The sequence below is a fragment of the Paracoccus sp. KR1-242 genome, from assembly GCF_049446195.1.
GTDB lineage: Bacteria > Pseudomonadota > Alphaproteobacteria > Rhodobacterales > Rhodobacteraceae > Paracoccus > Paracoccus broussonetiae.
In genome coordinates, this window is sequence record NZ_JBMSED010000018.1 from 59,707 (window position 1) to 84,321 (window position 24,615).

The window sequence follows — 24,615 nt, forward strand, 5'->3', positions numbered from 1 at the left end:
CCCGCCTCTGATCGAGGGCCGCCGGCGCGGCAGGGCAGCGCCGGCAACCGTTCCGTCATATCAGCGGTAGACGTTCGGCACCGTCAGGTCCGGCAGATCGCCACCCACCCACTTTTCATACAGTTCGGCATAGCGGCCGGTCCGCACCTGCTGGTTTACGAACAGGTTCAGGTAGTTGATCAGGCCGTATTCCTCGCGGTTGGTGAAAAGCGCGACGTAGTCGGTGTCGAAGGGCGCCTTGCCGACGACCGAGATGCCGGGGAAGTTGCCGGTCTTGACGTTTGCCTGCGCCACGGTCGAGGTCGAGACGGTGGCGTCGATCTGGCCCTGGCTCAGTGCCAGGAAGACATCGGCCTGGGTCTGATACGGACGGAATTCGCCCGAACCCCATTCCTTGACCTGCTTTTCAAGCGCGATCGCCTCGAACGTGCCCGCAGTGGCGCCGACGGTCTTGCCCTTCATGTCGTCAAAGGACTTGATGCCCGACTTGTCGTTCGAGGTCACTGCCATCTCGAAGGCGAAATAAGGGACCGACATGCCGACGGTCTTGGCGCGCTCAAGCGTGTCCGAGGTCGAGGCGACGCCGACATCGACGCGGCCCGACATCAGCGCGGGAATGCGCTCGGGGAAGGGGGTCTCGACGATCTCCGCGGTAACGCCCAGGGCGGTCGCAAGATCGTTGCAGTAATCCACGTCGAAACCCACGGGATTGTTGTTCGCATCGCGCGCGCCCATCGGCGGGAAGTCCAGCACGACCGCGCAGCGCAGCGTACCCGAGGCGATGATGTCGTCCAGCTTGTCGGCAAATGCGGGTGCCGCAAGAGCCGTCGCCATCGCGGCCAGCGCGAGAACCGAGGATTTCATGTCTTCTCTCCCATATTGGTGTGTCGGATCACTTTGGACCGATTCCGTTCAATTTGTATCTGACCAGTCGGAGCGAAAATCAAATGAAAAATACATAAAGTATACAAACGGGCAGTCAAATGCAGGGAATGCGCGGGTTGCCCAATTTGCATACAAATAGTATGCACAGAAAACGCAAGCCTTGACGAGCGAGGGATGAGATGACCCCAACCACCACGCTGAGTGTGCCGCGCCTGACCGAAATGGTGACCGGGATCCTTGCCGATGCCGGCCTTTCGGATCTGCAGGCACGGACAGTCGCCGAGGTCATCGTCGCCGGAGAACGGGATGCCTGCAAGTCCCATGGCATCTATCGCATCGAGGGATGCTTGCGGACTCTGCGCGCGGGCAAGGTGCAGGGCAAGGCCGAGCCTGTCCTGACTGACGACGGCAGCGCGGTGATCCGCGTCGATGCGCACGGGGCCTTTTCCCCGGCGGCCTTCGCAATCGGCGCGCCGGTGTTGGCCGATCGTGCGCGGGAACTGGGCATAGCGGCATTGGCGATCAATTCCTGCACGCATTTCTCGGCCCTGTGGCCCGAGATCGAATTATTGACCGATCAGGGGCTGGCGGCGCTTGCAATGTGCCCCAGCTATGCGACCGTCGCGCCGGCCGGAGGCAGCAGGCCGCTGCTGGGCACGAACCCGCTGGCATTCGGATGGCCGCGGCCGGGCAAGCCGCCTTATGTCTTCGATTTCGCCACATCTGTCGCCGCGCGGGGCGAGATTGAGTTGCACCGCCGCAGCGGCAGCCCGTTGCCCGAGGGATGGGCCATCGATGGCGACGGGGCGCCCACGACCGATCCGGCAAGCGCCCTGCAAGGCGCGATGCTGACCTTCGGCGGGCACAAGGGATCCGCGATCTCGACCATGATCGAACTGCTGGCCGGGGCCATGATCGGCGACCTGACCAGTCCAGAGGCCCTGGATTTCCTGGGCAGCACCGATCTTCTGCCCCACCATGGCGAGTTGATCATCGCCCTGTCGCCCGAAAAATTCTCGGCCGGTCGTCCCGGCGCTGCTTTCGACCGGGCCGAGCGGCTGTTCGAGGCCATCGTGGGGCAGGGCGCGCGCCTGCCTTCGCAGCGCCGCTTCACCGCCCGTGCCCGTTCGCTTGCCGAGGGGGTCGATCTGACCGCCGACGAAATGGCGGGGCTGGAGCGACTGGCACAATCGGTGCGCACTTGATGCGCGGCGGCGCGGTTGCTGGCCCAAGGGGCGCAGCGCCGTGCGGCCACCCGCTATTGATACCCGAAGGAAATGTTTGAAGCTTCCGCTTTTCATCCTCAAGATGGGGATGATCACGGGCGGGGCGGATGATTATGGCAAAGACCTGGTCTCGAAGTTTTCGACAGGGCAATGCGATCTACAAACTGAACATGCTGGCCACCGAATCCATCCGCTCAGTCGAGGATCGGTTCGTCAATCTTGTCGGCCTCGACATCCGCACGATCCGGGTGCTGAGGCTGATCGGGGACGACCCCGGAACCACCTTCGCCGAATTGACGGTCATGACGGCGATGGAGCGCAGCCTTGTTTCGCGCATGATCCAGAACCTTGTCCGAAGCGGCTATGTCGAGCGCCGGAACGACCAGTCGGATGCGCGTCGCTTTGGCCTGTTCATCACCGCCGCCGGACAGGATGCGCGCACGCGAGCTGACCTGCTGTCCGAGCGCGGGCTCGAGGCGGTCTTCGAGCCGCTGACGAGGGCCGAGGTTCGGGCATTCATCGCCACGATGGACCGGCTGGCCGACTGGCTCGACAGCGAGGAATTCCTGCGCAAGTCCGAGCATGTCTTTGACCGGATCGAAGATGGCGGGGAAGCTGACCGCCCAATGATGCTGCCGGAACGATGACTGCCATGGGCCATGCGCAGGCTCAATCACAGCGACATGGTTCGCGGGATCAAACCGGGACGGCGGTGCGGTGCTTGACCCGGCGCAGCACAAAGATCGAGGAAGAACTCGCGATTGCCTCGTGATCAAGGATGCCGTGCATCAGCACCCGTTCGTAATCAGCGACATCCTCGGCGACGATGTGCAGCAGATAATCCCAGTCACCGCTGATCGAATAGCATTCGACCACGTCGCGCTGCGCCTCGATGAACTCTTCAAAGGTGGCGCGCATGGCGCGTCCCTGGGACTTCATGCGGATCTGGCAGAACACGTCCAGACCCCGCCCCAGTCGCGCGGGATCGACAAGCCTGACGGCAGGACCAAGCACGCCCGCCTCTTCCAGCGCCTTGACCCGGCGCCAGCAGGATGCGGCAGAGGAACCGACACGCTCGGCCAGTTCCTGGTTCGACAGCGAGGCGTCTTCCTGCAAGGCGCGAAGGATCTTTCGGTCAAGCGCGTCAATCTGGATCATTTGGTTCACTGCATGGCTAAGAGTGAATTGAATGAACCAATATTCACCCTAGAAGTGAAGCGATTGAAAGCCTGTTCCACCACTTGCGCGTAAAATGGTTTCAAATGCGGGCAGGAGGACGGCATGGCACGACAGGCAGCGGCACTGGTTCACGGATCGGCAGCACCCGAGGTCGATTGGCGCGCGGTCATGCGCCACATGGCGCTAAGCCGTGCGCTGGACGAGATCGAAGAAACCCGGCTCGTCCCTGAACGCAAGGTTCTGTATCAGTTTTCGGCCCGCGGGCACGACATGGCCCAGATCCTGCTGGGATTGCAGCTTGATGGTCCGCATGATGCTGTCTGCGGCTATTACCGATCTCGGCCGCTTTTGCTGGCGCTGGGGGTCGATCCGGTCGATGCGCTGGCTTCTGCGATGGGGCGCTCGGGTGGTTACTCCGACGGGCGCGACATCGGGGTCGTCTTCAACTTCCCAAACCGCGAAGGCACCATTGCGCTGCCGATGTGCGGTGGGGTGGGCGCGCAGTTCACGCCTACCGCAGGATGGGCGCAGGCGCTGGAGTACCACGCCGAGGTGCTGGGATCGACCGCGCATCGACGTTCGATCGCGGTCGTGTTGGGTGGAGACGGTGCGGTCGCCTCGAACGGGTTCTGGTCGGCGCTGACCATAGCAACCACCAAACGCCTGCCGATGCTTTTCTATGTCGAGGATAATGGCTTCGGCATCTCGGTCCCCTCGACGCTGCAGACGCCGGGCGGGAACATTGCCGCCAATCTTGGTGCGTGGCAGGGCCTGAAGATCCTGTCCGGCGATGGCACCAACCCGGCCGAAGCAGCAGGCCTTGTCGCCGACGCCGTCGCCTTCGTGCGCGACGAGCGCGCCCCCGCGCTGCTGCGCCTGACCGTCCCCCGGCTGGAGGGGCACAGCTTTCAGGACACCCAGGCCTATAAGCCCGCCGCTTTGGTCGCTGCCGAGCAGGCACGCGATCCCTGGCCGAAGTTGCGCGCGCATCTTGTCCCCGGCCGGATCAGCGCCAGCGAATGGGATGCTGCCATCGCCCGAGCCGCCCAGACGGTCGAGGCCGCCCGCATTGCCGCCGAGGCCCGACCGGTTTCAGATCCTGCCTCGATCCTGCGGCATGTCTTTTACGAAGGCGAGATCCAGCAGGTGGGCGGTCTGATGCCGCAGGGCTGGACCCCGCCACCCGCGGACGACACGCCCCGGCCGCAGGGGCAGCGCCTGAACATGGTCACGGCCATTCGGCGCGTGCTGGACCAGGAAATGACAGCCAACCCGCGCATGGTGATCTTTGGCGAGGATGTCGGGCCAAAGGGCGGAGTCCATGCCGTCACCCTGGGTCTGCAAGAGCGCCATGGGGCTGCCCGTGTCTTTGACACCTCGCTGTCCGAAGAAGGGATCATCGGTCGTGCGGTCGGGATGGCGCTGGCGGGTCTTCTGCCCGTCCCCGAGATCCAGTTCCGCAAGTATGCCGAACCCGCGACCGAGCAGTTGAACGATTGTGGCTCGATGCGCTGGCGTACCAACAACCGCTTTGCCGCGCCTATGGTGGTGCGGATGCCGGTCGGCTTCTTCAAATGCGGCGACCCGTGGCACAGCCAGACGAACGAGGTCGCATTCGTTCACAGTCCCGGCTGGAAGGTCGCGGTTCCCTCGAATGCCGAGGATGCGGCCGGCCTTCTGCGCGGTGCGCTGCGCGGCAACGATCCGGTGATCTTCCTTGAGCATCGGGCGATGCTGGACCACGCTTGGGCGCGGCGCGCATGGCCCGGCGACGACTATATCCTGCCGTTTGGCAAGGCGCGCATGGTCGCACAAGGTGAGCGGGCCACCATCGTCACCTGGGGCGGGCTGGTCGATCGCTGCGAACAAGCCGCGCAGGGGCTGTCGGTCGACGTGATCGACCTGCGCAGTTTGGTGCCCTGGGATCGCGAGGCTGTGCTTGCCTCGGTCGCGCGTACCCATCGCTGCCTGATCGTGCACGAGGATCTGCGTACGGCGGGCTTCGGCGCCGAGATTGCTGCGGTGATCGCGGACGAGGCCTTTACCGATCTTGACGCCCCGGTGGCGCGGCTGACCATGCCCGACATCCCCAGCCCGCATAATCCGGCCTTTCTGGACTGGGCCGTGCCCTCGGTCGCAGCGATCCGCGATCGGCTGACTGAATTGCTGGAGTTCTAAGATGGTCGACGTGCTGGTGCCGCTTGAACAGGAAGGAACGCAGGCCACCGTTTCGGCCTGGTTGCACAAGGTGGGTGAACTGGTCGCCAAGGATGACCCGCTGGTCGAATTGGAGACGGACAAGGTCTCGGTCGAGGTGCCCGCCCCGGTGGCAGGCCGCCTGAGCGAAATTCTGATCGTAGCGGGCGCCGAGGCGCGCCCCGGAACGGTTCTGGCGCGGATCGAGGTCGGGAACGAGTCCGCTGGGGCGCCATCCTCGCCTGCCGGTCCCGCTGGCGCGCCCACGGGAGGGGAAAGGGACATGTCGTCCTGGCACTCACCTGCGGTGCGACGGGCGCTTGCGGAAACTGGCATTGATCCGGCGTCGATCAAAGGAACCGGTCGTGACGGCCGGCTGACTCGCGCCGATGTCGAGACCGCGGCGCGAACCGCCCACGCGCCCGCAGCCGTGGCCAGCAATGATGCTGGCCGGTTTGTTCCCCACGACCGGATGCGACTTGCCATCGCGCGAAACATGCTGGCCTCGGTCTCCGAGGCGCCCCAGGTGACTGCCGTGTTCGAGGCCGATTTCAGCGCCGTGACCGCCCATCGCAAGCGGCACCGTGATGGTTTTGCGGCGGCTGGGATCGCGCTGTCCTTTACGCCCTATATCATCCTTGCCGCCGCGCGGGCGATGCGCGCGGTGCCACAGGTGAACAGCCGCTGGCACCCCGACCGGCTGGAAGTTTTCGACCGGGTGAATATCGGGATCGGCACCGCGCTGGGGGACAAGGGACTTGTCGTCCCGGTCATCCGCGACGTTCAGGACCTGTCCCTGCGCGGCGTCGCGACGCGTCTTCAGGACCTGACTGCGCGAGCCCGGCAGGGCCAGCTTGTGCCTGCGGATATGGCGGGCGGAACGTTCACCATTTCGAACCATGGAGTCTCGGGCTCGCTTCTGGCGGCACCGGTCATCATCCAGCAACCACAATCCGCGATCCTGGGCATCGGTAAGCTGGAAAAGCGGGTTGTCGTGCGCGAGGTCGAAGGCATCGATACGATCCAGATCCGTCCCATGTGCTATGTCACGCTGACCATCGACCACCGTGTCCTTGATGGCCACCAGACGAATGCCTGGCTGGCCGCCTTTGTCTCGGCGATCGAGGGTTGGGCGGTCGACACCGACGAACACCCGGCGCAAGACTGACATCTGGACTGGCACGCCGTCCCGATTTACCCGAAGCTTGCGGACAGCTTCGGGCGGAAACACGGGCGTGCCGCCTGAACTTCTTTTGCCGCCCGGCGTTCTGGCTGGACGTCGCAAGGGGACAGGACATGAAGCCACGCACCGATCTGACGACGGGGCCGATCACCTCGACCCTGCTGCTTTTCGCGCTTCCGACGCTGGGATCGTCGGTCCTGCAATCGGCGAACGGGTCGATCGACGCGGTCTGGGTTGGCAATCTGCTGGGCGAGAATGCACTGGCCGCGACCACCAACGGCAACCTTGTGATGTTCCTGCTGACCGCCTTTGTCTTTGGCTTCGGCATGGCGGCGACGATCCTGATCGGACAAGCGATTGGGCGAGGATCGATGCACGAGGCGAAGGAGGTTGTCGGCACCGCTGTCGGAACATTCGCCCCGCTGGCGGTGCTGATCGCAGTGGTTGGCTGGTTTCTTGCGCCGCATCTGCTGGCGGTTCTGGGGACCGGCCCTGAAATCACGCCCCTCGCCCGCGCCTTCCTGCGGGTGACGTTTCTGGCGATGCCAGCGATCCTGATGCAGACGATGCTGATGATGGCGCTGCGCGGCGCGGGTGATGCGCTGACCCCGCTGATCTTCATGGCATTGGCGGTCGTGCTGGACGTGATCCTGAACCCGCTGTTCATCCTGGGCAAGGGTCCTTTCCCACAAATGGGGATCGGGGGATCGGCCTTTGCGATGGCAGTTGCGAACTATACCAGCCTTGTCGCGATGCTGGTCTATGTCTACCTGCGCCGCCACCCGCTGAGACTGACGGGAACCGAACTGCAGATGCTGCGCCCCGCGCCGCATATCCTGCGCCTGATGCTGTCGAAGGGCCTGCCGATCGGTTTGCAGATGGTCGTCGTTTCCAGCGCGATGCTGACGATGATGTCGCTGGTCAACCGTGAGGGCGTCGATACGACGGCGGCCTTCGGCGCAAACCAGCAACTTTGGACCTATGTCCAGATGCCCGCGATGGCGCTGGGGGCAGCGGTCAGCGCCATGGCCGCGCAGAATATCGGGGCGGGGCGTTGGGACAGGGTGTCGCGGATCACGCGTGTCGGGATCGCGTTGAACTTCCTGCTGACCGGCGGGCTGGTGCTGGCACTTGCCTTTGCCGACCGCTATGCGCTGGCGCTTTTTCTGGGCGCGGACAGCCCAGCCATCGCGATCGGGCAGCATATTGCGAATGTCGCCACCTGGGGCTTCATCGCTTTCGGGATCACGATGGTTCTGTTCGGAACCATCCGGGCCAATGGGCAGGTGATCTGGCCGCTGATCATTCTAACGATCTCGCTTTACCCGGTTCGGTTGGGAGTCGCGCTTGGCTTGCGCGGCTGGCTGGGTGTCGATGCGCTGTGGCTCAGCTTTCCGGTCGCGATGGTGGCGACGATGCTGATGGCTGGCGCGCTTTACCTGCATGGCGGCTGGCGCCGTGACAGCGCCATTTCCCATCTTGAGGATGCCGAGGTGGCCGAACTGGGGCCGCAGCTGTCCGTCACGACCGAGGCGAGCCCGCCGACCAGTCCTCGCAACCCTGGCTTGCCTCCCGCGCGCGAGACGACCCCGGCCGAGTGATCCATCGGGCGTTCCCTTTCCGTTCCGAATTGGTTAATCTTGCCGAAAAACGGGGGCGGGCATGGGATATCTGGAAAAGCTGAACGACCGCCAGCGGCAGGCGGTCGAGTTCGGGAACGGCCCGCTGCTGGTCATTGCGGGGGCGGGTTCGGGCAAGACCAATACCATCGCCCATCGCGTCGCGCATCTGCTGGCGACGGGGTCCGATCCCCGCCGGATCCTGCTGATGACCTTTTCGCGCCGTGCTGCCAGCGAACTGGCCCGCCGGGTCGAGCGGATCACGATGCAGGCGATGGGTCAGGGCTTTGCGGCTGAGGCCCTGACCTGGGCCGGGACTTTCCACGGGATCGGCGCCCGCATCCTGCGCGAACACGCCTTGCAGATCGGTCTGAACCCGGACTTCACCATTCATGACCGCGAGGATTCCGCCGACCTGATGAACCTGTGCCGGCACGAGCTGGGCCTGTCCCGGACCGAGGCACGCTTTCCCACCAAGGGCACCTGCCTGTCGATCTATTCCACCGTCGTCAATGCCGACGAACCGCTTGCCGACGTGCTGCGCGATCGCTTTCCCTGGTGCGGGCAATGGGAAGCCGAGCTTCGGCGGCTGTTCGGACATTACGTCGCCGCAAAGCAGGCTCAGGGCGTGCTGGACTATGACGATCTGTTGCTGGCCTGGGCGCAGGTGGTCGATGAACCGGCATTCGCCAGCCATCTGGGGGCGATGTGGGATCATGTGCTGATCGACGAATATCAGGACACGAACCGCCTGCAATCCCGCATCCTTCTGGGGCTGAAACCGGACGGACAGGGGCTGACGGTCGTCGGTGACGATGCCCAGTCGATCTATGGCTTTCGGGCGGCGACGGTGCGCAACATCCTTGATTTTCCCGCGGCGTTCAGCCCGCCTGCGGGAGTGGTGACGCTTGATCGCAACTATCGTTCGACCCAGTCCATCCTTGCGGCTGCGAATGCGGTGATTGCGGGCGCGCGCGAACGCTTCACCAAGGATCTGTGGACCGAGCGGGAATCGGTCGAGCGTCCGCGGCTGGTCACCTATGGCAGCGAGGCCGAGCAGGCGCGGCACTTCGTCGATCAGGTTCTTGCCAATCGAGAAGCAGGCGTGACCCTGCGCCAGCAGGCCCTGCTGTTCCGCACCTCCAGCCATTCCAGCCAGCTTGAGGTCGAGCTGACCCGCCGGAATGTGCCCTTCGTCAAGTTCGGTGGGCTGAAGTTTCTCGACTCGGCCCATGTCAAGGACATGCTGGCTGTTCTTCGCTTTGCCCAGAACCCGCGGGATCGCGTCGCGGGGTTCCGCGTCCTGCAATTGCTGCCGGGGATCGGGCCGGGCAGCGCGGGGAAGGTGCTGGACCGCATCCAGTCCGATCCCGATCCTCTGCAGGCGCTTCGGGACATGGCTCCGCCCCGCTGCACCGGTTGGCCCGACCTGATGGATGCGCTTGCCCCCTGGGACTGGCCTGAGCAGGTCGCCCGGATCCGCTGCTGGTACGATCCGCATCTTGACCGCATCCATGAGGATGCCGAGTTTCGGCGCGCCGATCTGTTGCAGCTTGAACAGATCGCCTCGGCCAGCCCGTCGCGCGAGCGGTTCCTGACCGACCTGACGCTGGACCCGCCCGACGCCACCAGCGGCCCGGCGGGCGTTCCCCTGAAGGACGAGGATTACCTGATCCTGTCGACCATCCATTCGTCGAAGGGTCAGGAATGGAAGTCCGTCTTCGTCCTGAACGTCGTCGATGGATGCATTCCTTCGGATCTGGGGACCGGCCAGACCGCCGAAATCGAAGAGGAACGCAGGCTGCTTTACGTTGCGATGACGCGTGCCAAGGATCGCCTGACCTTGGGCGTGCCGCTGAAATTCTATGTCACCCAGCAGACCCGGCGCGGCGATCGCCACGTCTATGCCGCGCGCAGCCGCTTTATCCCGCGCGATCTGCTGGAGCGGTTCGAGGTCATGCACTGGTCTGCGGCACCCGTGACGGGGGGACCATCGCCGACAATGCCCGTCATCGATATCGGGCAAAGGATGCGCGGGATGTGGGGGTGATCGGGCGTCTGCAGCGGGTTGCTGGATTGAATTGAATTTCCCGAAAGTCCGCACCACAGTCGATTTCGCACAAGGCAGGCGAAATGAAGAACAGCAGTCTATCTCAATCCTCCGACCGGTTTCGCGCCCTTGCCTGCTGGCGGAGACGCGCGGGTTCGGCAAGTCTGATCCTGTTGATGGCATTGTCGGGCTGTGCGGCACGTCCGGGACCGGAAACGCTGCAGCCCGTGGTCCAGCCGGCGGGCGGACCTGTGCCGATCACGCTGTTCGCGGTCACCGACCGGGCACCGGGCGCGGGTACGCCCCCTGTGCCCGGCAGCGGGCGGGGCGATGCCTCGTATGAACAGCTGATGTTCCAGCCGCGCCCGAAGCCTTCACAGAACGACGGCAAGGTCAGTGGTCCGGATGCCGATCCGTCGAAGGATTTCGTCACCACCGGACGGCGGCTGATGAGCGCGCCTGCCTTTGACGCCGAGGTCGCGCGTCTTGCGCGGTCACGAGACAAGACGATCATGGTTTTTGTCCACGGCTATAACTACAACTACCAGGAGGCGGTGTTCCGCGTCGCCCAACTCAGCGCCGAAACCGGAGAGGGGGCGGTGCCGATCCTGTTCTCCTGGCCCTCGGATGCGCGCGCCACCGGCTATCTGGCGGATCGAGACGGCGCGACCTATGCGCGCGACGATCTGGCCCGGCTGCTGATCCGGCTGAGCGAGGGACATGGCGAACGCCAGATAGCCGTCGTCGGACACAGCATGGGCGCATGGCTGGTGATGGAGACGTTGCGCCAGTTGCGCTTGCAGGGCAGGGGCGATGTCGTCGACCCGCTGCGCGTCGTGCTTGCGGCACCGGATATCGACATGGATGTTTTCCGCCGGCAAAGTGAGGTGGTGGGACCGCTGAGGACCCCGATGGCGGTGCTGGTCTCATCGGACGACCGCGTGCTGGGGGTCTCGGGCAGTCTGTCGGGCGGGCGCCTTCGCGTCGGCAATGCGCCCCTGAATGACCCGCGCCTTCTGGCCGTTGCCGAACAGAACGGGATGCGCATCTTCGATATCACGGCCGTGCCCGCGACCGATGCCCTGAACCATGACCGCTATATCGGCTTTGCCGCGCGCTATGCCGCCGCCGCCGAAGACCATCACGGTGGCGGTTTGCGGCGGGCCGGCACCTATCTGCTGGACGCCACCGGGCGCATCCTATCCAGCCCGTTCGACGCGGCGTCGCGGGCACTCGGCGGATCCTGACCCCGCGATCGGATGCATCCTCCTGGGGAAGGTGGGGGGCATTCTTCTCTTTCCGGTGCGAAAAACCGGCCCGACTTGCTGTCGGGCTGTCGGGATTCCGACCGCCAATCCCGGCGCGCTTTTGCCGAAACAGCAGCGGATTTCCTTTCCGGCCCCCCAAAGGGGGATGGCGTCCTATTTCCTGCCCGGGCTTTGGAATGGCGCGGCGCAGGCGTCGGGCGGATATTCCAAGCTACAAGAGGCCGGGACAATCGGCCGCAAGCATGAGGAGCACGGGCGGTGTCTGCACCCATCGAAACCCAGGTCAGGCCGTCGGCCCAGGGCCGCGACGATATACTTGTCTGCTCGTTCCACACGCCCGACGACTATTATGCCGAAGCCGCCGAACAGCTTCGCGGCTCGCTGTCGGGGCTGGGCATACCCCATCGCATCGCCGAGGTGCAAAAGGCCCCCGGCGAGGAGTGGATCGAACTTTGCCGCAAGAAGATCCCCTTCCTGCATTCCGTGTGCGAGGATCACCCCGACAAGCGGATCTTCTGGATCGACATCGATTGCGACATCGATTACCTGCCCGGATTTGTTGCCGATTTCTCTGCCGATATCATAGGGTTCCAGCGCGGATTTAATACTCCGTTGCGGATCGGATATGGGCACAGCGCGCGCTTCTGGGAACCGTGCTTCTGGGGGATCAACACGACCCCCGCTGCCCGCGCCTATATCTCGGATGCGGCGCGTGCCTCGGCCAGCATGTCCATTCGTGCCACCGACGACTATTTCTTCGAAGAAGCGTGGCGCCGCAACGCAGACCGGCTCAGCTTTCAGGTGATCCCGGCCTCGATGCTGGGCGGACGCACCGCGCAGGATGGAACAGGCGAGCGACCCTTCTTCTTCTTCGGCTCCAGCGGCAATGTCGCGACGTTCAAGGGGCTGGCCGCGCAGCATGACCGTCGGGCGCGGCCGAACCCGATGAAACCTGCGCCGGGGGTCAAATCCATTGCCCTGCAGACCGCACGCCAGATGCAAGGCGTCCTGCCGTCGCGCATTGCTGGGCCACTGCGGCGGCTTTCCGACCGGATCGGCGTTACCGAGTTCCTGTCGCCCACATTGCCGGCGACCAGCAATGGTGGCAGCGGCCTGTCGCCGAACAGCATCTATCACCTTGTCCACGAGGCACGAGAGGGGCGCGCCGAGGCAGTGCGGGACCGGATCGCGGCAATGGATGCCCGCCGATTGCCCGCCGCGACCGACCTTGCCGTGATCGGTGCCGCCAATGCGTTCCTGGAGCACGCCGGGCAAGTGTCCGAAGACCCGCTGCGCCTGCACTGGTGGGACAAGCCTTATCCGGGGAACTACGGCGATTGGCTGTCACCGCTGATCCTTGGCAAGCTGACCGCGCGGCCCGTCCGCTTTCAGCGCCATGACGAGGCGGATGCACCGCCGCATCTGATGGCCCTTGGTTCGATCGGGCGCTTCGCACAGACCTCGTCGATCCTAGTCGGGACCGGGATCAGCCGCAGCGATGCGGCGCTGGCGCCGGACGCGACATATATTTCGCTGCGCGGACCGTATTCCGCGCAGGCGGTGGCGGCGGCGGGCGGTCCCAAGATCGAGCGCTTCGGCGATCCGGCTGCAATCCTGCCAAGGCTGTTTCCGCATCCCCATCCCGCCAACAGCAATGGCCGGATCGCGCTGGTCCGCCACTTTTCGCACCGGTCAATTCCGCTGCGGATGCCCGAGCATGTCGACGAATTCTCGATCCTCAGGTCCGGCCGTGACGCCATCCTTGCGTTGATCCACAAACTGCATGAATACGACGCCGTGCTGACCAGCGCGATGCATGTCTATATCACCTGCCATGCCTACGGCATCCCCGTCGCGCTTGTCACTTTCGAAGGGCACGAAAACGCGGTCCACGGTGATCAGGTGAAATATCGCGATTATGCGGCCGGGATCGGGTTGCCCGAACGAATGCCGATCCCGATCGGCCCGGACCTGCGCCGCCGTGCGCTTCTGGACCTTGTCGAGCATGACCGCATTTCCGAAACCGCGATGGACGAAGTGACGGCGGCTCTGCACGATGCCGTGGCCCTGTATGACCGGGTCGAGCGGCGTCCGGCAGATCGACGGGCAGCGCGGTCATGAAGGATCTTGAGGCGCCCCTTCAGCCGCGAGTGCGTTCGGCCAATCCTCGCATCCCGCCTCCGGTCGCGCGGGCGGGATGGCGTCTGCGGCACAGCATCGTGGGACTAAGCTTTGTGCTGGGTTTCCTGCTGCCCGCCGGGCTTGTCGCCACCTATATGTTCGCGATTGCACGGGACCAGTTCGTTTCCGAGGTGTCCTTCGTCGTCCGTGACGACGAGTCGACCAACCTTGGAATGCTGGCGGGACTGGGACTATCGACGGCGGGAAATGCCACCACCGACGCAAAGATGCTGTACGAATACCTGCGCAGCCCCGGCTTCGTGGCAGATCTGGACCGCACGGTGGATCTGCGGGCGATCTATTCACGGGCGGCGGGCGACCCGGTCTTTGCCCTGAAGAAGGACGCGACGCGCGAGGAGTTGGTCGATTACTGGCGGCACATGGCGACGATCAGCGTCGATTCCGCCACCGGGATGATCGGAATCCATGTGCGTGCCTTTGCCCCTGACGACGCACAAAGGATTGCGGTGGCCGTGCATGATGCGGCGGCGCGGCTGGTCAACGCGGTCTCGGACGAGGCGCGCGACAGCTCGTTGCGGCACGCCGAGCGCGATCTTGCGGAAACCGAGCAGCGCCTGAGCGCGGCCCGCGTCGCCATCGCACGGTTTCGCGACGAGCATCGCCTGATGGACCCGCAGGCGGCGCTGAACATCAACTCCGCAGTCATCGCGGGTCTGTCGCAGGAACTGACCGAGGCGATCATCCAGCTTGAGACACTGCGCGAACAGGGCACCGCGGATATCCGTCTGGCCCAGGCACAGAAGCGCATCGACGTGCTGCGCCGTCGCCTGCAGGATGAACAGCAAAGCTATATCGGGGCCGAAGGCGGCGCGCTAAGCTTCAGCGCCGTGCTTGACGGCTATACCAAGCTGCAACTCGATCTGGAACTGGCCGAAAAGAGCTATTCCCTGGCTCTTGCGGGGGTCGAAGCCACGCGTTCGAAGTCCGAGCAGGACAACCGATATCTGGCGACATTCGTGCAGCCATCGCTGCCGGAAGCCGCGACCCGCCCGCGTCGGGGCACGATCACGCTGCTTGCCACGGTCTTCATCTTCATCGCCTGGCTCAGCGTCGTTCTGATAGGCATCAGCAACCGCGATCGGGCATCATGATCCGGCTGGAGAACCTGTCGAAAAGCTTCACGGTCAATGGGCGAACGACCGTGGTGGCAAGAAACATCAATGTCAGTTTTCCGGATCGCACCGCCATCGGGCTGCTGGGGCATAATGGCGCGGGGAAGTCCACCCTGCTGCGCATGATCGCCGGCGTGGTCCGGCCCGACCGGGGCAACGTGGTCACGACCGGGACCGTATCATGGCCGGTCGGCTTCTCAGGCAGCTTTCACCCCGATCTGACGGGCGCGCAGAACACGCGCTTCATCGCGCGGGTCTATGACATCGACGCCGAGGGGCTGTTGGGTTTCGTCGCCCGCTTTTCGGATCTGGGGCATCACCTTTATCTGCCGTTCAGGAACTACAGCTCCGGGATGCGATCCCGGCTGGCCTTTGGTGTGTCGATGGGGATCCATTTCGACACCTATCTTGTCGATGAGGTGACCAGCGTCGGCGACGGGTATTTCCGCGAGAAGAGCAAGGCCTATTTCCGCAACCGACTGCTGAACAGCGGCGCCATCATGGTGTCCCATTCGATGAGCATGATCCGCTCGATCTGCGACGCGGCGGCGGTGCTTCATCAGGGACGGCTGACCTATTTCCCCGATGTCGAAGAGGCCATCGCCACCCACACCGCCAATATGGGCGGCGCCGTGGACGAGGATGATGATGAATAGCCGCGCCCGCCGCCACCCGTTGAGCCGGACCCGAGGACTGCGCACGCTGGGGGCGCTGATCTTTCGCGAAATGGCCACATCCTATGGCAAGTCTCCTGGTGGTTTTGTCTGGGCCATTCTCGAGCCGGTCGGGGGAATCGCGCTGCTGACGGTGATCTTTTCGCTTGCTGTCAGGGTGCCGCCGGTCGGATCCAGCTTCGCACTTTTCTATGCGACCGGGCTGCTGCCGTTTCTGATGTTTCTGGATATCGCCCGCAAGATCGCGCAATCGCTGTCATTTTCGAAACAGCTTCTGTTTTATCCCGGCGTGACGTTTACCGATGCGATCTTCGCGCGATTCACGCTGTCCTGCGTCGTCCATGCCATCGTCTTCACGACGGTGATCATCGGCATTGTGCTTTACGACCGGGTCGAGCTGATCCTGAATCTGCCGCAGATCGTGACAGCGTTTTTCATGGCCGCCGGGCTGGGTCTTGGGGTCGGCTGCATGAATTGCTTCCTGATGCGCAGGTTTCCGATCTGGTCGAATATCTGGGCCATCGCGACACGGCCCCTGTTCCTGCTGTCCTGCATCTTCATCCCCTTCGATTCATTGCCCGAGGGATTCCGGAATGTCCTGTGGTTCAACCCGGTGGTGCATATCGTCGGCATGAACCGCAGCGGATTTTATTCCACCTATCGCGCGGAATATGTCGAGCCGACCTATGTCGCGCTGGTCGCCGCGTCGCTGTTCGGATTGGGGCTGGCGCTGCTGTTCCGCTGGCACCGCGACCTGGTCCTTCGCTAGATCGCGGCGGTGGCGTCACCCAGACGTGCCGCCGCCATCTGGGCAAGTCGCTGCTGGCTGTTCGTGATCATGCCCCGATATCTGCGATTGCTGAATCCCCAGGCGGTCGAGGACAGGGCATCGCAGTGATCCACCAGGAAAGGCATGGTCGTCACCGCCCGCAATCCCGGCATCGATTCCAGGTGCGCGTCTATGGTGATACCCTGCCGACCATGTTCGTCATAGCGCCAAGCGGCCAGCCGCTCCAGCGCGCGGCGGTTGACGATGTTGAAGACCATGCCTGTGGTGCGGTTCAGGTGCAGGAATGTCTCGCCCCGAAAGCTTTCGACCTGTTCGGCATGATAGCCCTGCCGCACATGGGTCGACAGGCCCGAAAACACGTCCCAGTCGCGACTTTTCAGATAGGCCATGACCTTTTCCAACCGGATCTCGAAATCCGGGGCGATCTCGACGTCGTCTTCGCAAAAGATCGCCTGTCCGATCCCTCTGGCCAAGCAGGCTTGGGCCATTGCGCGATAGCCCATGGCGGCGCCGATCCAGCCCGGGTCCTGCCGTAGTCCGTCGCAGAGCACGAAACCGCGCGGTCCCTGCTGCAGGAAAAACTGCCGGCGGAACTTCACCTCTCCCAGACTGAGGCACAGTCGCGGCATGCGGTCATGCCCGACCGGGAAATCCGGCACCATCGAGTGCCAATCGACAGCGTCCGGTTCGACCGCCCGCGCCGCCAGCAAGAAGCGATAGATGCCAAGCGCGAATCCATCTAGTCCGCCAGCCGCAAGGAACAGACGGTCGCGCCCCATCCCGGCCGCCGCCAGTTTCTGATAACGCTCGGGGCACATTTCGACCACAGCCTGGGCCGACTTGCCGTGCTGCACGATCTGGTCCAGATGCGGACCGGCTTTGCGCGATAGGACAAGGATGTCGTTCGACCCATAGGATTCAAAGGGCCCAAGCGCGGGATCGATGTGAAAGCGGGTCAATTCGTGCCCGCGCCGATCTCGGATCACCTGCCGACCGGCGCGGCGCAGGACGCGGCGCAAACGGTCCTGCAGGTCGGGACGGCCACCAGTGACCGAAACCTCGGGCGTGATGGGAGAGGGGGCCCAGCCGCCCGACGCCGCCTTGGGAAAGCGAAGACGCGAATACAGGCCCGTCACGCCTTCGTCGTGAAGAATTTCGGAAATCCTGATGATCCGCATCGCGCGCCTCCGAAAAGTCACCACCTTCGCAATCCCGATCGCGAAAGGCCGGTACCGGATTAAGGAGCCGGCGGCCGGAATACTCTGAAATCATATGGTTGAAGTCGAAAAAACTCTATAGTTGCCGGATGTTTACCTTTTGCGTTTCGCAGGATCTGTCTTCCTTGTGATGCCTGCGGGGGAAATTTCTCTTCTCTTACCGCGACGCTAGAAAGCAACCCCGCGGCCCTGATGCAGGGCAGGGGATCCGACTGGTTCGACCTCGGCGCGCCACAGCTTTTGGTTGCGCCCGCTCATCAGGTCGGCGATCGCGGCGCGGGGGGATCTTGTCAGCACACTCAGCGGATTCCCGTTGAAATTTGGCACCTCCCCGGTCCGGCGATCAATCAGCCTGACCGCGAACAGCTGTTCGCCTTCGGCATTCGGGGCGGTTCCGTTCGTCACGTTGGGTCTGCTCATGTCGCTTCGATCCTCCACGATCTGGCGCTGCACATAACTTCATTATACACGACTCACCCTATCGACAATAGTGATAAAACGAGGGATAGTGCACCCGGTTGTGCCGAACTGGGGGAAGGCGGGAAGGAATGCAGAGTCTGGATCTGATTGACCGGAAGATCGTCGCCGAGCTGATGCGGGACGCGACCCTGCCCATTGCGCAGATTGCGGAAAAGGTCGGTCTTTCGCAGACACCTTGCTGGAAACGGATCCAGAAGCTTGAAAGCCTGGGCGTCCTGACCGGGCGCGTCGCCCTGGCCGATCCCGGCAAATTGGGCTTCGGCATCCTGGTCTTTGTCGAGGTGGAGGCCCCGAACCATTCCCATGAATGGCGTGAAGAGTTCACCCAAGCCGTGGCTCAGCTTCCCGAGGTGATGGAGGTCTATCGCATGGCCGGGCGCATGGATTACATGCTGCGCGTTGCCGTGCCTGACATGGATTCCTTCGATCGGCTTTACAAGCGCCTGACCGATGCGGTGCCGATCAAGAACGTCACATCGCATTTCTCGATGGAGCGGATCCGCTTCAGCACCGCCTATCCGGTCGATACCCGCAATCGCTGACCTGACCGGAGGGTCCGGTTCGACATCATATGACCCGCAGAAGCCGCGCCGGAACCAATGAAAAACCGCCCTGCTCTTTCGGGCAGGGCGGTTTTCCGACTTTCAGGCGTGGTTCAGTGAACCTGCTTCTCGCGCACCTTGGCCACGTCGGCGGCGGTCACGACTGCTGCGTCATTGCCCCAGCCCTTGCGCAGGAAGCTTGCCAGTTCGGCAACGTCATCGTCGTTCATGCGATCGGCATAGCCCTGCATGACCAGATGCATCGGCCGCTTGGCGGTCGAAGGCACCTGCGCACCGTTCAGGATCACCGAGATCAGCGGTTCCACTTCCGAGCCGGTGACCAGGTGATTGCCCGCAAGCTCCGGGAAGATCTCGGGCGCGCCCTTGCCGGAAACGAAGTGACAGGCCGCGCAGTTGTCGAGGTAAAGCCGCGGACCCAGCGCCATGTCGGGGGCGGCTTCGGTAAGCATCTTCTCGGTTTCCTTGCCCGCCTCGTCCGCGTCAAGCGCGGGCATGGCCAGGCTTTCCTTTGCCGCGAAGCTTTCCGGCAGATCGGCCGGCGCACCGTCGAGCCCCTTCAGGAAGGCGGCAATGGCCAGGTTGTCCTGGTCGGTCAGGTGTTGCAGCGAATGCTGCACCACCAGCCCCATTTCACCATTGGCGGTCGAATGGATGTTCCGACCCGTTGCCAGATAAGCCGCCATGTCTGCGACATCCCATTTCTGGGGTGCCGAGTTCGGGCCGCGCAGCGACGGAGCGTTCCAGCCGCCGACGACGCCGCCGGCCAGGAAGTTCGCGTCGCTTGCGCTGACGCCGTCCTGTGCCATCAGCGCATTGCGCGGGCTGTGGCAGGCGGCGCAGTGCGCGGGGCCTTCGACCAGATACTGGCCACGCTCTTCGATCTCGGTCTTGCCGGTGGCCGGGGTGAAGCCTGCGTCATGCGTCAGCGCCAACCAGTTCCATGCCCGGATGCCGAAACGCATGTTGAAGGGGAAGGAAAGCTTCGTTTCCTCGGCCTTGTTCTGGACCGGCTCGACCTCATGCATGAAGTAGTCGTAAAGCGCGCGGACGTCCTCCTCGGTCAGCTTGCGATAATTCTCGTAAGGCATGGCCGGGTAAAGATGGGCGCCATCCGCGCGAATGCCGTCCTGAAGTGCGGCGCGGAACTGATCCAGCGTCCAATTTCCGATTCCGGTTTCCGGGTCCGGGGTGATGTTCGTTGACCAAATCGTCCCCATCGGGCTTGCGATTGCGCGCCCTCCCGCAAAGGACTTGCCGCCTTCCGCCGTGTGACAGGCCATGCAGTCCGAGGCATACATGGCGTATTTCCCCTGACCCTCGGCCGGTTTCCAATCATCCGGCAGCTGGGTCGACGGACCGGTGATCTGCGTGGGCACGAAGGCAAAGGCCAGCCCGCCAACGACGCCGACCGCCGCAAGCGCGGCGACGATGCGAAGAGATTTTTTCATCGTCTGGCTCCTCAGATCAGCGGGCGGGGGTTCGACAGATACTGCGTGCGGATCGCGTGGGCCGTGTGATAGGCCAGCCCGCCGACAAGCCCGGTCGGGTTGTATTCGGTGTTCTGCACGAAGTTCCCTGCACCGGTGACGAAGACGTTGTGCTTGTCCCAGGCCTGCGAATAGCGGTTGACCGCACCTTCGCGCGGGTTGGACGACATGGCATGGCCGCCGGTATTGTGCGTCGTCTGATACGGACGGACATCATATTGCGTGCCGTCGCCCTTGAACGCCGATTGCATCAGGTCGGGGCCCATGGTCTTGGCCAGTTCCTCCATCTTGCCCTTCATGAACTGGTTCATGCGCAGGTCATTGGGGTTCCAGTTGAAGGTCATCCGCATCAGCGGCCGGCCGTGGCGGTCCTTGTAGGTCGGGTCGAGATCCAGGTGGTTCGTACGATAGGCCATGTGCGAGCCATGCGAGCCGATGGACATCGAATGGCCGTACCATTCCTTGATGCCCTTTTTCCAATCCGCGCCCCAGCCCGGGGTGCCCTTGGGCAGCGGCATCGAGCGGATGGGTTGACCATTGGTCGTGCCGGAACGCCAATAGGCGCCGCCGATGAAGCCTTCGCGGCCGAAATCGATCTGATTCACCCCGAAATCGTCGATCGACATGCCGTTGGCGCCGGTACCGATGAAGGGATTGAATTCTTCGTCCTTGAAGAACATCGTCACGCCGCCCGTCATCTGATAGGCATAGCTGCGCCCGGTTACGCCTTCGCCGGTCATGGCGTTATAAGGCTGACCGATCCCCGACACGAGCATCAGGTGGACGTTGTTCAGTTGGAACGACGACAGGATCACGATATCGGCGGGCTGGAACACTTCCTCCTGCGTCTTCTCGTCGAAATAGGTCACGCCGGTCGCGGTCTTGCCGTCGGGCGCCATTTCGACGCGCAGCACCTCGGATTCGGTGCGATACGAGAAGTTCGGCATCCGCTTCAACGCGTCCAGGATGGTCGTCTGCGGCGAGGATTTCGAGTACTGATAGCAGCCGAAGCGCTCGCAGAAGCCACAGAGGTTACAGGGGCCCATCTGCATGCCGTATTCGTTGACATAGCCGGTCGAGGCGATGCCGCCCGGTGCCTTGAACGGGTGATAGCCCATCGCCTTCGCGGCATCCGCGAACTTCTGTCCGTCCCAGGTCGTGGGCATCGGGGGCATGGGATAGTCACGCGACCGCCAGCCCTCGAATGGGTTGCCGCCGTCGATCTTCTGGCCCTTGAGATTGCCCGCCTGGCCCGAGATGCCCGCGACACGCTCAAAGCGGTCGAAGAAGGGCTCCATCTCGTCATAGGTGACAGGATAGTCGGCCAGCAGCATGTCCTCAGGGATGATGCCTGCGCCCCAGCGTTCGGTGACATAGGAACGCAGTTGCATTTCCTCGGCCTGGGGACGCCAGTTGAGGCCGTTCCAGTGCGTGCCCGCACCGCCGACGCCATTGCCGGGCAGGAACGAACCGAAGCTGCGATAGGGCAAGGCGGTTTCCGCCTCGTTGCGGCGCACGGTGACCGTCATCTGGCTGGCGCGCTGCATCATCTTCAGCCGCACACCATAGCGCAGCTCGTCGATCATCTGGGGATACTGGAAATTCGGCACCGTGCTTTGGTCATGGCCACGCTCAAGCGCGACGATGTCCAGGCCTTCCTGCGCGAGTTCCATCCCAAGGATCGAGCCGGTCCAGCCAAGGCCGACGATCACGACGTCTTTTTTCTTTTCCTGACGTGCCATCGCTTATGCCCTCTCGCCTTTGATGGAAACCGGCCCGAGCGGGTAGCGGATATTGTGGCGCGTCGCCCATTCGCGATAGCTTGCGCGTGCGCCGGGGAAGCCGATATGGGTCCAAGCCTGCATACCGTGGTTGCCGCCATACATCGGGTCGGCGAAATAGCCTTCCTTGGTATTGGCGAGCAGGATCGTGAAGAAGTCGCGCAATTCGGCCTGCAGGCCGACATCGCCTTCCTGCAATGCGGTCAGCGCCGCGTCCTTCTGGGCGTCATCCAGTGCGATGAACGCCTTGCCATGCTGCGCTTCGCACCACGCGTTGAACGCGGGGATCGCCTGGCGGTAGATCTGGGCCGGGTTCAGCGGGCTTTGCCAGCCCAGCAGCGGATCCGCGGACGGATCATGCGGGCCGACCATGTACCAGTCGTCCGCGCGGCCGAAATCGCCGGCAAGCTGGCCGTCGATGAACACCGGCACGCGCGCCTCGATGGCGCCGGGCCCGTCACCTTCGGACGGAATAAGCCGCGCGGTCGCGGCAATCACAAAAGCCCATTCTTCGGGCGTGAAATATTGGCAATCATAGTCTTCAAGCGGCGCCGGAGGTTCGACGGGCTGGGCTTTGGCCGAGACGGCCAGGCCTGCCAGAGCGACACCTGCGGCGGACCCCTTCAGGAATCCACGACGGCTGGGATATCCGGGAAGATCGGTCATATTGGTCTTTCCTGCCGATGGCTTATGGGTGGGAAATGCCCAAGGGCAATGGGGCGTCCTTAGACCCCTCGTCCGGGGGGTGCAATGCGATGAAGCCATTCTTGCAAAAAGCAAGTCACCCTTTAGTCGCGCGTCGTCATGCCACGTCCGAGGGATCTGCCAACCTGAAAAAGCCCTGCCGCTACAGGGCAATTGACCCGGGGCCTGACATTTCCGCGCTTTCCGATTAGTGTGGCGCGCCTGATCGCCGTCATTGATGGAACGCCGCATGACAATCACGCAGGAAGACGAACTGGACGGCATGAAGGAGATCGGCCGAATCGTCGCCAACACCATGCATGCAATGTCCAGGGCAATGGAGCCGGGAATGACGACCCGCGAACTGGACGCAATCGGTCGGTCTTTGCTTGAACGCGAAGGCGCGCTGTCTGCGCCCGAGGCGAGCTATGATTTTCCGGGCGCGACCTGCATCAGCGTGAACGAGGAAATCGCCCACGGCATCCCCGGGGATCGAGTGATTGCGCCGGGAGACTTGGTGAATATCGACGTTTCCGCATCGAAGAACGGCTATTTCGCCGATACCGGTGCCAGCTTCTGTCTTTCGCCGAAGCGGACGCAGCTTGATCGCCTATGTCGTGACGGCAAGCGGGCGATGCAGATCGGGATCGCGCAGGTCGGCGCGGGTAAGCCTCTGGCGGGAATCGGGCAGGCCATCGGCCGCTTCGCCACGGCCCGCGGTTACACCCTGATCCGCAATCTTGCCAGCCACGGGGTCGGCCGTTCCCTGCATGAATACCCCGAGGAAATCGCGACCTGGCCAATGCAGGGCGAAAGGCGGCGTATCGACAGGGGACTGGTCCTGACGGTCGAACCCTTCCTTTCCACTGGCGGCCGCTGGGCCAGCGAGGGCGAGGACGGTTGGACCCTTTACAGCGACCCCTGCGCGCCGGTCGTGCAATATGAACATACGGTCGTGGCGACTGAACGTCGCGCCATCGTCGTCACGTTGCCCGGCTGATCGCTTTGTCTTAAAGGCCTTAAGGCGCGCTCATCCAGCTGATGGCGTCGCCATGCCGTGGGGGCGTGTCCTATCCTTGCTTTCGTCATGACGCCCGCGCCGATGGCAATGGCAGGTCTCAGGCATCCGGTCGAACGCAACGCGTGGAAGCCAGTGCCATGCATTGGCTGTGCCCGCGCCGAAGGCTGATTGGTCACGTCTTGTCATGCGCCATTTCGGCAAGCTTTGCGACGGTGTTCAGGTTGCGCGCCGTCCCAATCGCCATAGCGGCCAGTCGCAGGCGCGAGGTTCCCATGCCGGAGGGATAATGGATGATGACCTCGTGTCTTCCGAAGGCGACTTCCTCATCCTTGCGGCCCTTGCCGATGTCGTCTCGATCCAGCGGCGCATCGTGTTCCACGAAAAGGACGAGGACCCGGTTCGGCGCTGCCGTCTGAAAGGGATTTTCCCGGATCAGCTGGCTCAGTTCCTCCGCTTCTCTCAGGATGACGCCCACCGGCTTGCCGTGCCGCGCCGCCAGGCCGTTCTTCAAGGCTGTCGCGGCTGCATCCCTTGTCATGCGAGTCCGAAACACGACATTCCCGGACTGGATGTAGGTGCGGACATCTTCAAAGCCGATCTCCTCGCAGGTCTTGCGCAATTCGCTCATCGGCAACTTGCCGGTGCCGCCGACATTCACGGCGCGAAGAAGCGCGATGTAGAGAGCCATGATCCCTCGCAATGGTGGTCCAAGGACATTGAGGCTAGCCGCAAAGCTGTGGAAAGTCGCCAGGTAAGGGCCCGGCAGACCGACGCGATGACAGCAGAAGGGGATGGGGCGCCACCTTGCTTCGCAGAGTTCGCAGCGGACGCTGCCCCTGTTGTGGGTGCCAGGAAGAAAATTTCCATTGTAGTGATTTTCTTCTTGCAAGGGTGATTGGGAGTCCCTAGATACGCCTTCACCGAGACGGCGACGCTGGATCGGGACGGGATTGAGCGGCTCGGAAGTGTTGCTTGATCTGGGACAATTCGGGAATGAG

The 24,615-nt window shown here is 63.4% G+C and carries 21 protein-coding genes; 13 read left to right on the top strand and 8 right to left on the bottom strand.

The window, feature by feature from the left end:
- Window positions 1-60 precede the first annotated feature (60 nt).
- Window positions 61-864, bottom strand: a complete 804-nt coding sequence (locus ACO2Q4_RS22285; RefSeq protein WP_311761397.1) for a transporter substrate-binding domain-containing protein — start codon at window positions 862-864, stop codon at window positions 61-63.
- 200 nt (window positions 865-1,064) lie between these two features.
- On the opposite strand from ACO2Q4_RS22285, the gene ACO2Q4_RS22290 reads away from it, so the two are divergent.
- Window positions 1,065-2,090, top strand: a complete 1,026-nt coding sequence (locus ACO2Q4_RS22290; protein ID WP_423321989.1) for an Ldh family oxidoreductase — start codon at window positions 1,065-1,067, stop codon at window positions 2,088-2,090.
- A gap of 134 nt (window positions 2,091-2,224) precedes the next feature.
- Window positions 2,225-2,758: a MarR family winged helix-turn-helix transcriptional regulator gene (locus ACO2Q4_RS22295; protein ID WP_311761399.1), complete on the top strand. Its 534-nt coding sequence runs from the start codon at window positions 2,225-2,227 to the stop codon at window positions 2,756-2,758.
- Window positions 2,759-2,807: 49 nt separating this feature from the next.
- On the opposite strand, the gene ACO2Q4_RS22300 is transcribed toward ACO2Q4_RS22295, so the two are convergent.
- Window positions 2,808-3,269, bottom strand: a complete 462-nt coding sequence (locus ACO2Q4_RS22300) for an Lrp/AsnC family transcriptional regulator (protein ID WP_311761400.1) — start codon at window positions 3,267-3,269, stop codon at window positions 2,808-2,810.
- Window positions 3,270-3,392: 123 nt separating this feature from the next.
- Between ACO2Q4_RS22300 and ACO2Q4_RS22305 the strand changes: the two genes are divergently transcribed.
- The 9 genes from ACO2Q4_RS22305 to ACO2Q4_RS22345 all read left to right on the top strand — a co-directional run bounded on the left by ACO2Q4_RS22305 (window position 3,393) and on the right by ACO2Q4_RS22345 (window position 16,363).
- On the top strand, window positions 3,393-5,468 hold the full coding sequence (locus tag ACO2Q4_RS22305; protein WP_423321990.1) for an alpha-ketoacid dehydrogenase subunit alpha/beta: 2,076 nt from the start codon (window positions 3,393-3,395) through the stop codon (window positions 5,466-5,468).
- Between the two features lies 1 nt (window position 5,469).
- A complete protein-coding gene (locus ACO2Q4_RS22310) occupies window positions 5,470-6,654 on the top strand; it encodes a dihydrolipoamide acetyltransferase family protein (RefSeq protein ID WP_423321991.1) in 1,185 nt (394 codons plus the stop codon).
- A 128-nt stretch (window positions 6,655-6,782) separates the two neighbouring features.
- Window positions 6,783-8,270, top strand: coding sequence for an MATE family efflux transporter (locus tag ACO2Q4_RS22315; protein WP_423321992.1), 1,488 nt, complete (start codon window positions 6,783-6,785; stop codon window positions 8,268-8,270).
- Between the two features lie 61 nt (window positions 8,271-8,331).
- The gene (locus ACO2Q4_RS22320; protein WP_423321993.1) at window positions 8,332-10,338 is read left to right on the top strand and encodes an ATP-dependent helicase; all 2,007 of its coding nucleotides are present in this window, start codon (window positions 8,332-8,334) and stop codon (window positions 10,336-10,338) included.
- A gap of 83 nt (window positions 10,339-10,421) precedes the next feature.
- Window positions 10,422-11,585, top strand: coding sequence for an alpha/beta hydrolase (locus tag ACO2Q4_RS22325; protein WP_423321994.1), 1,164 nt, complete (start codon window positions 10,422-10,424; stop codon window positions 11,583-11,585).
- 279 nt (window positions 11,586-11,864) lie between these two features.
- A complete protein-coding gene (locus ACO2Q4_RS22330) occupies window positions 11,865-13,727 on the top strand; it encodes a polysaccharide pyruvyl transferase family protein (protein ID WP_423321995.1) in 1,863 nt (620 codons plus the stop codon).
- Complete coding sequence (locus ACO2Q4_RS22335) at window positions 13,724-14,899, top strand: hypothetical protein (RefSeq protein WP_423321996.1); 1,176 nt, start codon at window positions 13,724-13,726, stop codon at window positions 14,897-14,899. Before ACO2Q4_RS22330 ends, ACO2Q4_RS22335 begins: the two co-directional genes overlap by 4 nt.
- Window positions 14,896-15,576: an ABC transporter ATP-binding protein gene (locus ACO2Q4_RS22340; protein ID WP_311761408.1), complete on the top strand. Its 681-nt coding sequence runs from the start codon at window positions 14,896-14,898 to the stop codon at window positions 15,574-15,576. The genes ACO2Q4_RS22335 and ACO2Q4_RS22340 overlap by 4 nt, the downstream gene beginning before the upstream one ends.
- Window positions 15,566-16,363, top strand: coding sequence for an ABC transporter permease (locus ACO2Q4_RS22345; protein ID WP_423321997.1), 798 nt, complete (start codon window positions 15,566-15,568; stop codon window positions 16,361-16,363). Before ACO2Q4_RS22340 ends, ACO2Q4_RS22345 begins: the two co-directional genes overlap by 11 nt.
- Here the strand turns inward: ACO2Q4_RS22345 and ACO2Q4_RS22350 are convergent.
- Window positions 16,360-17,562 (bottom strand): hypothetical protein, encoded by a 1,203-nt coding sequence (locus ACO2Q4_RS22350; RefSeq protein WP_395135680.1) that lies wholly within the window; start codon window positions 17,560-17,562, stop codon window positions 16,360-16,362. The genes ACO2Q4_RS22345 and ACO2Q4_RS22350 overlap by 4 nt on opposite strands.
- Before the next feature lie 207 nt (window positions 17,563-17,769).
- The gene (locus tag ACO2Q4_RS22355; protein WP_423321998.1) at window positions 17,770-18,021 is read right to left on the bottom strand and encodes a hypothetical protein; all 252 of its coding nucleotides are present in this window, start codon (window positions 18,019-18,021) and stop codon (window positions 17,770-17,772) included.
- Window positions 18,022-18,149: 128 nt separating this feature from the next.
- Here ACO2Q4_RS22355 and ACO2Q4_RS22360 point away from each other — a divergent pair, with 128 nt between their 5' ends.
- Window positions 18,150-18,623, top strand: coding sequence for an Lrp/AsnC family transcriptional regulator (locus ACO2Q4_RS22360; RefSeq protein ID WP_395135683.1), 474 nt, complete (start codon window positions 18,150-18,152; stop codon window positions 18,621-18,623).
- Window positions 18,624-18,736: 113 nt separating this feature from the next.
- Here ACO2Q4_RS22360 and ACO2Q4_RS22365 read toward each other — a convergent pair whose 3' ends face one another.
- From ACO2Q4_RS22365 to ACO2Q4_RS22375, 3 genes are read right to left on the bottom strand one after another with little or no spacing between them, the layout of a single operon-like run.
- Window positions 18,737-20,092 carry a cytochrome c gene (locus ACO2Q4_RS22365; protein WP_423321999.1) on the bottom strand — a complete coding sequence of 452 codons (1,356 nt, stop codon included), beginning with the start codon at window positions 20,090-20,092 and terminating at the stop codon, window positions 18,737-18,739.
- A gap of 11 nt (window positions 20,093-20,103) precedes the next feature.
- The gene (locus ACO2Q4_RS22370) at window positions 20,104-21,873 is read right to left on the bottom strand and encodes a GMC family oxidoreductase (RefSeq protein WP_395135686.1); all 1,770 of its coding nucleotides are present in this window, start codon (window positions 21,871-21,873) and stop codon (window positions 20,104-20,106) included.
- Between the two features lie 3 nt (window positions 21,874-21,876).
- Complete coding sequence (locus tag ACO2Q4_RS22375) at window positions 21,877-22,578, bottom strand: gluconate 2-dehydrogenase subunit 3 family protein (RefSeq protein WP_311761415.1); 702 nt, start codon at window positions 22,576-22,578, stop codon at window positions 21,877-21,879.
- Window positions 22,579-22,846: 268 nt separating this feature from the next.
- On the opposite strand from ACO2Q4_RS22375, the gene map reads away from it, so the two are divergent.
- The gene (gene map / locus ACO2Q4_RS22380; RefSeq protein ID WP_423322000.1) at window positions 22,847-23,596 is read left to right on the top strand and encodes a type I methionyl aminopeptidase; all 750 of its coding nucleotides are present in this window, start codon (window positions 22,847-22,849) and stop codon (window positions 23,594-23,596) included.
- Between the two features lie 193 nt (window positions 23,597-23,789).
- On the opposite strand, the gene ACO2Q4_RS22385 is transcribed toward map, so the two are convergent.
- On the bottom strand, window positions 23,790-24,615 hold an 826-nt coding region (locus ACO2Q4_RS22385; protein ID WP_423322001.1), incomplete at its 5' end, for a DUF1697 domain-containing protein.